Annotated in this window: 10 protein-coding genes; all 10 read left to right on the plus strand. The window is 56.4% G+C overall.

Annotated features, from left to right (window positions below; genetic code table 11):
- Nucleotides 1-38: 38 nt before the first annotated feature.
- The gene (locus WMW72_RS17555) at nt 39-1,220 is read left to right on the plus strand and encodes a DUF4349 domain-containing protein (RefSeq protein ID WP_341416830.1); all 1,182 of its coding nucleotides are present in this window, start codon (nt 39-41) and stop codon (nt 1,218-1,220) included.
- Between the two features lie 127 nt (nt 1,221-1,347).
- Entirely contained in the window at nt 1,348-1,785 is a 438-nt protein-coding gene (mraZ, locus tag WMW72_RS17560; protein ID WP_341416831.1) for a division/cell wall cluster transcriptional repressor MraZ, read from the plus strand.
- A gap of 33 nt (nt 1,786-1,818) precedes the next feature.
- Nucleotides 1,819-2,775 (plus strand): 16S rRNA (cytosine(1402)-N(4))-methyltransferase RsmH, encoded by a 957-nt coding sequence (gene rsmH, locus WMW72_RS17565; RefSeq protein WP_341416832.1) that lies wholly within the window; start codon nt 1,819-1,821, stop codon nt 2,773-2,775.
- A 47-nt stretch (nt 2,776-2,822) separates the two neighbouring features.
- The gene (locus WMW72_RS17570) at nt 2,823-3,266 is read left to right on the plus strand and encodes a cell division protein FtsL (protein WP_341416833.1); all 444 of its coding nucleotides are present in this window, start codon (nt 2,823-2,825) and stop codon (nt 3,264-3,266) included.
- Nucleotides 3,267-3,294: 28 nt separating this feature from the next.
- Nucleotides 3,295-5,676, plus strand: coding sequence for a penicillin-binding transpeptidase domain-containing protein (locus WMW72_RS17575; protein WP_341416834.1), 2,382 nt, complete (start codon nt 3,295-3,297; stop codon nt 5,674-5,676).
- A gap of 74 nt (nt 5,677-5,750) precedes the next feature.
- Nucleotides 5,751-7,760 (plus strand): stage V sporulation protein D, encoded by a 2,010-nt coding sequence (locus WMW72_RS17580; protein WP_341416835.1) that lies wholly within the window; start codon nt 5,751-5,753, stop codon nt 7,758-7,760.
- Between the two features lie 70 nt (nt 7,761-7,830).
- Nucleotides 7,831-9,324: a UDP-N-acetylmuramoyl-L-alanyl-D-glutamate--2,6-diaminopimelate ligase gene (locus WMW72_RS17585; protein WP_341416836.1), complete on the plus strand. Its 1,494-nt coding sequence runs from the start codon at nt 7,831-7,833 to the stop codon at nt 9,322-9,324.
- Nucleotides 9,321-10,730: a UDP-N-acetylmuramoyl-tripeptide--D-alanyl-D-alanine ligase gene (locus WMW72_RS17590; RefSeq protein WP_341416837.1), complete on the plus strand. Its 1,410-nt coding sequence runs from the start codon at nt 9,321-9,323 to the stop codon at nt 10,728-10,730. The genes WMW72_RS17585 and WMW72_RS17590 overlap by 4 nt, the downstream gene beginning before the upstream one ends.
- Nucleotides 10,731-10,733: 3 nt before the next feature.
- Nucleotides 10,734-11,696 (plus strand): phospho-N-acetylmuramoyl-pentapeptide-transferase, encoded by a 963-nt coding sequence (mraY, locus tag WMW72_RS17595; protein ID WP_341416838.1) that lies wholly within the window; start codon nt 10,734-10,736, stop codon nt 11,694-11,696.
- Between the two features lie 2 nt (nt 11,697-11,698).
- Nucleotides 11,699-13,120 (plus strand): UDP-N-acetylmuramoyl-L-alanine--D-glutamate ligase, encoded by a 1,422-nt coding sequence (murD, locus tag WMW72_RS17600; protein ID WP_341416839.1) that lies wholly within the window; start codon nt 11,699-11,701, stop codon nt 13,118-13,120.
- The last annotated feature ends 98 nt before the right edge of the window (nt 13,121-13,218 follow it).

Consider the following 13,218-nt stretch of genomic DNA (forward strand, 5'->3'; position numbering starts at 1 on the left):
GAAATACACTACCTACATAAGATCAAGGGGGCTGGGATATGCAAAAACACAGAAGCAATCCTTCAGATGCACGACCTGTGGGTATAGGCGGATTTTGGTGGCCAGGTTTGCTGATGGGGCATAAAAGGTCAGGTAAACGGGGAGTAAAGGTTGCGCTCGTAGGTCTGGCAACTATTATGCTTGTTACCGGCTGCGGTGCGGCGGATATGGATAAGTCTAGTTCCAATACAGCCGCGAATAGCAAGCAGGAGTCGCCGCAAGCTGACAACAACCGTCCTGCGGAGGCCAGCTCGGAGGGCAAGCCTTCTGCGAAGGATGCGGGACCGGGGTTTAACGGGAATGGACAGACGGCTGCGGAGGATCCCTTCAGCCGCAAGATTATATACAAAGCCAATCTGAACATGCAGGTTGAAAGTTACAAGGACACGGAGGCACTTGTGCAGGAGGCGGTGCGGAAAGCAGGGGGCTATGTGCTGCAATTCAGCGAGAACACATCGGCCAAGGAGAAGTATGGCTCCTTCGTCATCAAGGTTCCGGCCGCCGGGTTCAATTCTCTATTAACTGAGTTCAGTAAGATCAATCCGACGATGCGCAAATCGATGGAGGGCCAGGATGTAACCGAAGAGTATGTGGATCTGACTTCCCGCCTGAAGGCTAAGGAGCTAATGGAGTCCCGGCTGACTGCCTTCATGGAAAAAGCGACCAAAACCGAGGAGCTTGTGTCCTTCTCCACGGAACTTGGCAAGGTACAGGAAGAAATCGAACGGATCAAGGGAAGGATGCGGTATCTGGAGCAGCATGTTTCTTTCTCCACAATTGAATTGTATATCATTCAAAAGATGGCTTCCGCCGAAGTCATCGGCGCTTCGGACCGCGGTCCGCTCTTCAAGCGCGCTGCCCAGGCACTGGACGGCTCGATGGCGGCGCTGGGCTGGTTGTTCCAGGGTATCGTGGTCGTCGCAGCCGGCGCACTGCCTGTTCTAGTGGTGGTCGTGCTGGTAGGTCTCCCCATCTGGTGGGTCAGACGCAAACGCAAGGCAGGTCAGGCTGAATTGCGGCGTCAACAGGTGGAGGCGAACCGCCTGCTGGAAGCCTCCCGGAGGCAAGAAGAGCCTGCTCCGAAGCTGGCGGATAACGAGGATAGGGGGCAACAAGGCCCACTGACAACGGAACCCAAGACTGTACAGACCACAGAACAAAAGCCTGATCGAATGGAATAGACGGAACGTTCTCAAAAAAATCCTGCTTCTTCTTTCGGAGAAGCAGGATTTTCGTATATTTAGGAGAATAGTTACTGTACAGGTGGTGGAAAGTGGGGTAAAGTGGGTAAAAAGGGGGTGGCAAGTGGTGTTCATGGGGGAATATCAGCATACGATCGACGAAAAAGGCCGAATGATTATCCCGGCTAAGTTTCGCGAAGCCCTCGGAGCATCATTCATCGTCACCCGTGGTTTGGATCAATGCTTGTTCGTTTACCCCATGCAGGAATGGTCGGTTTTGGAACAAAAGCTTAAAGCGCTGCCTTTGATGAAATCGGATGCCCGCGCTTTCACGCGTTTTTTCTTTTCCGGCGCAACGGAGTGCGAGCTTGACAAGCAGGGTCGGGTCAATCTGCCCAATATGCTCGTTGACCATGCCAAGCTCGAGAAAGATTGCGCCGTCATCGGCGTTTCCAATCGGGTGGAGATTTGGAGCAAGGCGATCTGGGAAAGCTATTTCCAGCAGTCCGAAGAATCGTTTGCGGAAATTGCAGAGAAGCTCGTCGACTTCAATTTTGATTTTTAGCCCGGCAGCATGCCGATGTAGGAGGATGAAGCCGTGTTTCATCATGTGACTGTACTTAAACAAGAAGCGGTGGAAGGTTTACATATTCAGTCTGACGGGATTTATGTCGATTGTACGCTTGGAGGTGCCGGGCATAGCCTGGAGATTGCCTCTCGGCTTGGACCGGGCGGGCTGCTCATCGCCTTCGATCAAGACGATGCGGCACTGGCGAATGCCAAGGAACGCCTAGCTGGCGTTTGGGACCGGGTACGGCTGGTGCGCAGCAACTTCCGTTACCTGGAGCAGGAGCTGGCGAAAATACCGGAGGCATGCCGCGACGGTAAGCCCCAGGTGAACGGGATACTCTTCGATCTCGGCGTATCGTCGCCCCAGCTCGATGAAGCCGACAGAGGCTTCAGCTATAACTATGACGCCGAGTTGGACATGCGCATGGACCAGACGGCGCCTCTGACGGCCAAGGATATTGTGAATGATTGGTCGGAGAAGGAAATCGCCGATATTTTATTCGAATATGGCGAGGAGAAGTTCTCCCGCAGGATCGCAGCCAAGATTGTCGCTGCGCGGAGCGTGGCTCCGATCGAGACAACCGGGCAACTGGTCGAGCTGATCAAGGAAGGTATTCCTGCCGCTGCCCGTCGTACAGGCCCTCATCCGGCCAAGCGGAGCTTCCAGGCGCTGCGTATCGCGGTGAACGATGAGCTCGGAGCCTTCGAAGATGCGCTCAAGCAATCGGTACGCTGTCTCGCTCCAGGCGGACGGGTAGCCGTCATCACGTTCCACTCCCTGGAGGATCGGATCTGCAAGCAAACCTTCGCTGGGTACATCGCGAAGTGTACATGCCCGCCGGATTTCCCTGTGTGCATCTGCAATCCGCAGGGGGAGCTAAAGCTGGTGAACCGCAAGCCTATCGAGCCGGGCAGCGAGGAGCTGGAAGCTAATCCGCGTGCAAGATCCTCCAAGCTAAGAGTCGCCGAGAAGCTGTCAACCTAACGTATCGATACAGAAAGCTGATAGAAGGAATAAAGGAGGAAACCTAGTTGCCGGCATACATGCATGGGAATCTCGCAGTAGAACAGCGGACGGAGCAGCAGCAGAAGCCCAAGGTTCAGGAAACGAAGCGGGTCGTTTATCGCAGGAAAACGCTGCCTCTGCAGGAGAAGCTGCTATATTTATTCACCGTTGCCATTTGCGTTGTTGTAGCGGGCGTCATTATTTTCCGCTACGCGCAAATCTATGAGATGAGCTCTCAGATCCGAACGATCGAGCAGAAGATTACGAAGCTGGAGTCGGAAAACAGCATTCTGAAGCAGAAGCTGGATGCTGCGATTGAGCCCCACCGCATGCTGGAGCAGGCCAAGGAGCTCGGCTTCAGCACGGCCGATCCGAACCAGGTGAAGCCAAACGCCGGCAAGGCTGCGAACTCCAAGACGACGGACACGAAATCGACGGCAACTGCGAAGAAGACGAAGGATCAGCCCTGATCCGAGAGGAACAAGGGGGATATAAGCGATGACGAAAAAAGTAAAACTACGTTCGCTGCTGATCGGAGGGGCATTCACCCTCCTTTTTGCTGTTGTGGTGGTCCGGCTCTATTTCGTGCAGGTTGTGCAGGGGGAATGGCTGCTCGCCCAGGCGAAGACAAAATGGGAATTGGATGAGAAGATTCCGCCTATTCGCGGATCGATTATGGACCGCAACGGTAAGCTGCTTGCCGAGGACGCTCCGGCCTATACGATTGTCTTGTATCCGCAGACGATTCAAAACCAAGGATTAGAGCTTGATATCGTCAAAGGTTTGGCGCCTATCCTTGCACCAGAGAATGATCCGGGAGCTGTGTCGGCCATGGAGGCGTTTATTCGTTCACGGCTGAATAAAACGCGCGAAGACGGGAAAACCCTTCTAGGAGAAACGATGCTGGGAAACGATGGCTGGAAGATCGATGCTGTCGTCGGCGACAGAGTCAAGGCGCTGCGCGAGGAACTGAAGCTCAAGCTGAAAACTCAGCAGGATGCCTTGAAGCTCACACCTAATCAGCGGAATATCGATACCGGAATCGTGCTGCTTCCCGAGCAAAAGCGCTTTTATCCAGCCGAAAAGCTCGCTTCCCACCTGATTGGCTATATGAACAAGGAAAATAAGCCGATTATGGGGCTCGAGCAAACGCTTAACGACTATCTGAAGGGAGAGCCGGGTGCCCTTTACTACGAAAAAGCGCCAAGGGGTGTCGGGCTTCCTGATCCCAAGAACCGCTATACCCCGGCCGTCAATGGTAATAACATCAAGCTGACGATCGACAAAAACATCCAGTTTTATATGGAAAGCGCGATTGACAAAATGTATGACAAGTTTAAGCCCAAAAGCATGACCGCCATTGCCGTAGACCCGCACACGATGGAGATCCTCGGGATGGCTAACGCTCCGAGCTTCAACCCGAACAGATATTGGGATACGAAGGACCCGCGCGATTTTATGAACCACGCGATTGCTTCCCAGTATGAGCCTGGTTCGACGTTCAAGATTGTCACGCTGGCCGGGGCGGTCGAAGAAGGGCTGTTCAACCCGGAGGAACCGTTTCAATCGGGTTCTGTTCGCGTAGCGGACCGGACGCTGCATGACCATAATATTTCGGGATGGGGACGGATTTCTTTCTTAGAAGGTCTAAAGCGTTCAAGTAACGTAGCTTTCGTCAAACTGGGTCTTGAGAAGCTGGGGAATGAGCGGCTGCGCCAATATATCGACAAGTTTGGCTTTGGATCGAGAACCGGCATCGATATCCCCGGCGAAGTGAAGGGGATCGTCAACATGAAGTACGCTCCGGAATATGCGACCGCGACATATGGGCAAGGCCTGACGGCTACGCTGCTGCAGCAAACCTCCGCCTACGCGGCCGTAGCCAACGGGGGCAAGCTGATGAGACCCTATGTCGTCAAAGAAATTATGGATCCTGAGACTGGCGAAACTGTAAAGAAAACGGAGCCCGAGGTCATTCGCCAGGTAATCTCCGAAAAAACCTCGAAGCAGGTCGGCGAGTATCTCGAGCAGGTCGTCGCCGACCAGGCGATCGGAACCGGTAGACAGGCTTATATTGATGGCTACCGGATTGCTGGCAAAACCGGTACGGCCAACAAGGTACTTCCAGGAGAGAAACGCTATGCCGAGGGTAAATGGGTCATCTCGTTCATCGGCTATGCGCCTCTGGAAAATCCCCGCATCCTCGTGGCTATCGTAGCTGACGAGCCGGATCTCGGAGGCGACTACCACCGCGGCGGCGAGGTGGCGGCTCCGGCGTTCCGGGAGATCGTCTCCCAGACGTTGCGTTACCTGGGTATTGCGCCATCGGTGGTGGCTCCGCCGAAGACGCCGGCTGTGGTCGAGAAGACGAAGATGCCTGATCTGACGGGCCTAAGTCTGGATCAAGCGAAGGGCCAGATGAATAAGCTAGGAATCACGGTGGAGCCACTCGGCAAAGGAAGTGCCGTGCTTGGCCAAAATCCGGCGGCTGATACTGAAATCGGAACCTCTCAACGAATCTATGTATTGATGGATAAAGCGGCAGATGTTGCCGTGCCTAATCTGATCGGCAAATCGTTCCGGGACGCTCTAGAAGTGTGCTCTCTGCTGGCAATGACCTGCCAATCTACGGGTGAAGGCTATGTAGCGGATCAGTCCCTCAGCGGGGAAGGCGAGAGCCGCAACTTGACACTGACGCTGCGTCCGTACAGCGAGCTTATTAATGAGCCTGCGGGAGATTCCGCGAAGAAAGACGAGAAGGCGCCAGCCAAAAATAATACAGCCGATAACGGATCAGCGGCAGGAACGAAAACAAATACGCAAGGTGGCGCGAAATCAGGCTCCGCCTCTTCGTCCAAAGAGAACCAGACCACCCGATAGCTTGTTCTAACCACGGGTTGTCCTGAATAGGGATGTTATGAAACCATTCTTGTTCAGGAAGGGACGAAGCGGGCATGAAAGCATCGAACGTAACGGTTCGCCGACGATTATTCGCCGCACTGATCATAGGTACGATTCTGTTCCTCGCGCTGGTGGTGCGGCTCGCGTATGTGCAGATCTGGATGGGGCCGAAGCTTACCCAGGAGGCGGAGGAGAACTGGCGCCGGGATATCAAAGTGACGGCCAAGCGGGGAGAAGTGCTGGACCGCAACGGCGTTCAGCTTGCTTATAACATCAGCACGCCGACAGTGATGGCTATTCCTGTCCAGATCAAGGATCCGAGCATGACGGCAGCCCGTCTGGCCGAGGCGCTCGGAACGGACCAAGAGACAATCTACAAGCAGATCATCGTCCGCCAATCGCAAGTGTATATCAAGCCCGGAGGCCGCAAGATTACGCAGGAGAAGGCACAGGAAATCCGCAATCTGCAGCTTCCGGGCATCGTTGTGGCTGAGGATAATAAGCGCTATTATCCGTTCGGAGGCTTGGCTGCGCATATTCTGGGCTTCACGGGCGGCTATAATCAGGGGCTCACCGGCGTAGAATTGAGGTATGACAAGCTGCTGCAGGGCATCAACGGCAGCATTCAGCATATGGTGGATGCGGCAGGCAAACCGATGCCCGGCTCGAGTGAGCTGTACCGTCAGCCGCAGGACGGGCTGAATCTGCAGCTTACGATCGACAGCAACATCCAGGCCATTCTGGAGCGCGAGCTGGATCAGACCATGGTCAAGTACCAGCCGAAGCATGTGATCGCCATCGCGATGGACCCGAACAACGGGGAAATTCTAGCTATGGGCTCGCGGCCGGGCTTCGAGCCGGGCAACTACGGGGCTTACCCGGTGGAGAACTACAACCGCAACCTGCCGATCTGGATGACGTATGAGCCGGGCTCGACGTTCAAGATTATTACGCTCGCCTCCGCACTGGAGGAGAAGAAGATCAAGCTGACCGATCCGTTCTACGACAAGGGCTCGATCGAGGTAGCTGGTGCGCGTCTGCGCTGCTGGAAGCGTCAGGGCCATGGCAGCGAGACCTTCCTGCAGGTGGTGGAGAACTCCTGCAACCCGGGCTTCGTCGTGATGGGAGACCGTCTGGGCAAGGAGAAGCTGTTCAGCTATATCAGCAATTTCGGCTTCGGCAAGAAGACGGGGATCGATCTCGGCGGGGAAGAGAACGGCATTATGTTCAAGCCGTCCCGTGTCGGGCCTGTCGAGCTGGCTACGACTTCATTTGGCCAAGGCGTATCGGTGACCCCGATCCAGCAGGTGACCGCCATCTCGGCTGCGATCAACGGCGGCAAGCTGTATCAGCCTCATGTGGCGAGGGCTTGGTATAAGCCGGAGAACGGGGAACTGGTGCAGAAGGTTGAACCCAATCTCGTGCGCCAGGTGATCTCGGAGGAAACGTCCAAGCAGGTCCGGGAGACGCTGGAGAGCGTCGTCGCCAACGGAACCGGACGCAACGCCTTTATCGATGGCTACCGCGTAGGGGGCAAGACGGGAACGGCGCAGAAGGTGATCAATGGTCGGTACTCCTCCGATGAGCATATCGTGTCCTTCATCGGCTTCGCGCCTGCAGACGATCCGAAGGTTGTCATCTATGCCGCTGTCGACGATCCGCAGGGCATCCAGTTCGGCGGTGTGATCGCAGCACCGCTGGTAAAAAATATGCTGGCCGACACCTTGCGCTACATGAAGGTTCCACCGCGCCAGGATCAGATAAACCGCAAGTACGTGTATGGGGACACGCCGGTCGTGGTCGTGCCCGATCTGGTAGGCCGTACGATTACGGATATCTACGAGGACTTGAACATGAACTTCCAACTGGCGCAGTCAGGTGCGGGGAAAACGGTGATCAATCAGGTGCCGAAGGCAGGAAGCCGCGTCGAGCAGGGTTCTACCATCCGTATCTACTTGTCTGACACGGGAACGCAAGGCGAACAGGCTCCGACAATCGTGCAGCCGGCCGTGCGGGAGCCGTCTTTTTGGGACAGGGTTCGGGATATTTTCAACAGATCATAGTAAAATAGGCTTTTCAGCGTACTATTTTTTGTACATAATAGATACCATGTGTAAAACGGAGGGATGTTCAATGCGGCTGAAGGAATTGTTCGCCCAGCTTCTCGTAAGCCGGTTGATCGGCGACGGCGATACGGAGGTCACCGGACTCGCCATGGACTCCCGGAAGGTGAAGACGGGGGACGTATTTTTTTGCATCCCCGGTCTGACGAGCGACGGTCATGACTATGCCGAGACAGCCGTCCGGCGCGGTGCAGTCGCCCTGGTTGCCGAACGCGAGCTTGAGCTGGGCGTTCCGGTGCTGGTGGTTCGTGATGCTAGAAGCGCGATGGCGTTTCTGGCGAATGTGTACTATAGCCATCCGAGCCGCGAGCTGAAGCTGATCGGCATCACGGGGACGAATGGCAAAACAACAACGACCTATATTCTTGAGCATATTCTGAGCGATCTGGGGTATAGGACCGGCCTGATGGGCAATATCCATATTAAGGTAGGAACTGAATACCGGGAGAATAAGGCGACGAATACGCAGGAGGCGCTGGAGCTGCAGCGTGTGCTGCGCGAGATGGCGGATTGCGGCACGGATTATACGCTGATGGAGGTTTCCTCGCACGGTCTGGATATGGGCCGGGTGAAGGGCTGCCGCTTCCGTACAGCGATCTTTACGAACCTTACGCAGGATCATCTGGACTATCACGGAACGATGGAACGCTATCGCGAGGCCAAGAGTCTGCTGTTCTCCAGATTGGGCAATGAGTATGCAGCTGATCCGGCAGATGGGCAATTCGCCGTGCTGAATGCGGATGATCCCGCTTCCGAAGTCTTCCGGCAAGTGACGGCTGCACAAACGCTTACCTATGGCATCGATAACCCGGCAGCCGACGTCAGGGCCGAGGGGATCGTCATGACCGGAGGCGGAACCCGCTTCCGCTGTGTCACATTCAAGGGCAGCGCCGAGATCGAGATCCGTGTGGTCGGACTCTTCAATGTGTACAATACGCTTGCAGCTGTCACAGCTTCTCTGGCAGAGGGTTTAGAGCTGGAGCGTATTGCAGAGAGTCTGGCACGCCTGCAGGGCGTGGAAGGGCGCATGGAGGTCGTTAGCGAAGGTCAGCCTTATCTAGTGCTTGTGGATTACGCGCATACGCCTGATGGACTGGAGAATGCGCTGTCGACGATTCGGCAGTTTGCTGAGGGACGAGTGATCAGCGTCTTCGGCTGCGGAGGCAGCCGAGACCGCACGAAGCGACCGGTCATGGGAGCGATTGCCGCCAAGTACAGCGACTATGTGTATGTGACTAGCGATAATCCGCGTACGGAGGATCCTGAGCGCATACTGCTTGATATTGAGCCGGGCGTGCTGGCGGCAGGAGCATCTTCCGATCGTTACGAGCTGCTCGCCGACCGCAAGGAAGCGATCCGCCGGGCAGTCGGAAGAGCCACAGCTAAGGACGTGGTACTGATCGCCGGCAAGGGACATGAAACGTATCAGGAGATTGGCGGCGTCAAGCATCCGTTCGACGACCGGCTGATTGCAAGACAAGCGATAAGGGGAGATTTGACGTGATTCAACGAACTTTGGAAGAAATAGCCGCGATGGCGGGAGGCAAGCTTCAGAATGCCTCCTATGGCGGGCTTTCCGTCAGCGGTGTGTCCAAGGATACGCGTACACTGGCTCCCGGCAATTTGTATATTCCATTGATCGGCGATGCATTCGATGGTCATCTCTTTGCCGAGACGGCGTTCGAACGCGGAGCAGTGGCTTCCCTGTGGCAGCAGGACCGGCTCTCACCGCCACAGGGAAGACCGCTGATCCTGGTGGATGACTGCCTGGAGGCGCTCCAGCGTCTGGCTGTCGCCTACAGGGAGCAGCTGCCGGCCCGGATCGTGGGCATCACGGGCAGCAACGGCAAGACGACGACCAAGGATCTGACGGCTTCCGTGCTGTCCACGGCATTCCGGGTTCACAAGACCGGCGGTAATTATAACAATCATATCGGTCTTCCGCTCACGCTGCTGGAGCTTGAAGAGGATACGGAAATTGTTGTGCTGGAGATGGGCATGAGCGGCCGAGGGGAAATTGAGCTGCTCTCGCGTCTGGCGGAGCCGGAGATCGCGATCATTACGAATATAGGCGACGCCCATCTGCTTCAGCTTGGAAGCAGGATGGAGATCGCCCGGGCGAAGACGGAGATCCTGGCAGGCTTGCAGCCGGGCGGGACGCTTGTGTACAATGGCGATGAGTCCCTGATGGAGACCGCGCTGGCGGAGCTGGAGCAATCCGGTGTCAGAACGCCGGGCGACTATGGCCGTGTGCGGTTCGGGCCGTCTGAGGGGAATGACTTGTTTCCGTCCGGCATAAGCATGGATAGGAAAGGCTCGCACTTTACCTTGGGCGAGTCGGGCGAACAGGAATTTTACATCCCGCTGCTTGGCGCGCATAATGTAGCCAATGCGCTGGCTGCCTGTGCGGTCGGACGTTATTTCGGACTGGATGATGCTTCGATCGCTAGGGGCCTGGCGGAAGTCAAGGTAACGGGCATGCGGATCGAGGTGCTGCAGGCACCGGACGGGCTGACCGTCTGGAACGATGCCTACAACGCCAGTCCTACGGCTATGAGAGCGGCATTGACGCTGCTTCATGAAGCCGAGGGCTTCGGTCGGAAATTCGCGTGTCTCGGTGACATGCTGGAGCTGGGACCGGACGAGGCCGAGCTGCACCGGGAGATCGGGCGGTTCCTGGACCCGGCTCAAGTGACAGGGGTATTCGCCTTCGGTCCGCTATCGAAGCATCTGACCGATGGAGCAGGGGAACGGTTTCCGGACGGAGCCGTCCGGCATTTTCAGGATAAAGAGGAACTGGCGACGGCACTGCGGGCTGTCGCAGGGCCACAGGATGTAGTGCTGATCAAGGGATCTCGCGGCATGCGCATGGAGCAGGTAGCCGCTTTTGTTATGCAATTGGGGGGGTAAACGGTGGATTTCAATATTGTAATGATCACGCTGGGGGTTTCATTCCTGCTGGCGCTGATTATGGGGCCGCTCGGCATACCGCTGCTGCGGAGACTGAAGTTCGGACAGCAGATCCGGACCGACGGGCCTCAAGGCCATTTGAAGAAGGCGGGCACGCCGACGATGGGCGGTATTCTCATTATGCTGGCGCTTGCGCTGGCGGTTCTGCGCTTTGGAGAGAAAAATCTGGAGACCGTCATCCTGCTGCTGGCTTCGCTCGGCTACGGGCTGGTGGGCTTTCTGGACGATTATATCAAGATCTTGTTCAAGCGCTCCCTTGGCTTGACTGCCAGGCAGAAGCTCTTCGGGCAGCTTCTGATTGCGGCAGTAGTCTGCGTGCTGCTCGTGATCTCGGATCACAGCACAGCCGTTCATATTCCTTTGCTGGATATTAGCTTCAATCTGGGCTGGCTGTACTTCCCGTTCGTTGTCTTCCTGATGCTGGGTGCTTCCAACGCGGTAAACTTTACGGACGGCCTGGACGGTCTGCTGGCAGGTACCAGCGCGATTGCTTTCGGCGCTTATACGATCATCGCGCTCAACAACTCGCAGCCGAACGTGGCGATCTTCTCAGCGGCCATGGTTGGAGCCGTGCTTGGCTTCCTGGTCTTTAATGCGCATCCAGCCAAAGTGTTTATGGGCGATACCGGCTCGCTCGGGATTGGCGGAGGCTTGGTGGCCGTCGCGGTGCTGACGAAGGCGGAGATTGCGCTGGCCTTAATAGGCGGCGTGTTTTTAATCGAGATTCTTTCGGTCATTATTCAAGTCGTTTCCTTCAAAACCCGCGGGAAGCGAGTGTTTAAGATGAGCCCGATACATCATCACTTCGAGTTAGTGGGCTGGTCGGAATGGCGCGTCGTCATTTCCTTCTGGACGGCGGGACTTATCCTGGCAGGTGTGGGACTTTATATTAATGAGGTGTTGTAGGGATGGAGCATCCTGCTGCTTATCGCGGCCGCCAAGTTGTTGTACTCGGCTTGGCGCGCAGCGGCGTGGCTGTAGCCCGCTGGTTTCATGAAGCGGGCGCGCACGTGACGGTTAACGATAAAAAAGAGCGTGAAGCATGCCCTGAGGCCGACGAACTGGAGGCTCTGGGTATTTCTGTTGTTTGCGGGGGACATCCAGCTGGTTTGATTCACGAGGGCGTTGCCCTCGTGGTGAAAAACCCGGGTATTCCGTACAGTGTGGAGCCTATCCGTCGTGCCGCGGAGCTGGGGATTGAGACCGTTACAGAGGTGGAGGTGGCGGCCCGGCTCTGCAAGGCGCCGATCATCGGTATCACCGGGTCGAACGGGAAGACGACGACGACGACCTGGACGGGCTTGATGCTGGAAGCCGGCGGACTGAAGCCGATTGTTGCCGGCAACATCGGGCGGGCGCTGACGGAAGCGGCGCTGGAGTCGCAGGAAGACAACCGGATGGTTGTCGAGCTCAGCAGCTTTCAGCTGAAAGGCACACAAGCCTTCCGGCCTTCCATTGCTTGCCTGCTCAATATATATGAGACTCATCTGGATTACCACGGCTCGATGGAGGATTATGTCGTCTCCAAGCAGAAGCTGTTCGCCAATCTGCAGGCAGAGGACACGGCTGTACTGAACTGGGACAATGCCGTATGCCGGGCTACGGCAGAGAAGCTGAATTCCCGCGTGCTGCCGTTCTCTGTGCGTGAGGAGCTGGACTACGGCTTGTTCGCCAAGCCACCGCTCGCAGAAGCCAAGGCAGCCGGACAGGCATCAGTACTCATCTACAAGGATGAGGAGGGTGTCGAGCATCCGATCTTGAAGCATGACGAGCTAGGCATTCCGGGAAGTCATAATGTCGAGAATGCGCTGGCGGCGAGCGCCATAGCCGTCGCTTCAGGCGTGGCGACGGATGTGATTGCCCAGGTACTCCGGGAATTCCACGGGGTCGAGCATCGTCTGGAGTACGTAGCGACCAAGCAGGGTGTCTTGTTCTACAACGACTCCAAGGCAACGAATGCGACGGCGACGATCAAGACCATCGAGTCCTTCTCCAAGGATATCGTTCTGGTGGCCGGCGGACTTGACCGGGGCTCGGATTATATGGAACTGCTCCCGGCGTTCGAGCGCCAGGTCAAGGGGCTTGTTGCGCTGGGCGAGACCAAGGAGAAAATCGTCCGTGTCGCGAAGCTGGCAGGCATGAGCCGGGTGAAAACCGTCGATACTGCTAAGCATGTGCAGGATACGGTTGACGAGGCGGTGCGCGAAGCATTCGCCCTGGCGAATCCGGGCGACGTCGTGCTGCTTTCGCCGGCGTGTGCCAGCTGGGACATGTTTCCTTCCTATGAGGAAAGGGGACGCATGTTTAAGCAGTCCGTGCATAACCTTTAAACAGGAGGGTGACAAGCTCCGGGTGATGCACGGCTGCGGCCGGCAGACCGGTCTCATGGCTTTACACCTCCTAATTTAACCAGGTTAGAGGTGTGAGG

It is taken from the genome of Paenibacillus filicis, assembly GCF_038070315.1.
Taxonomy (GTDB): Bacteria; Bacillota; Bacilli; order Paenibacillales; family NBRC-103111; genus Paenibacillus_G; species Paenibacillus_G filicis.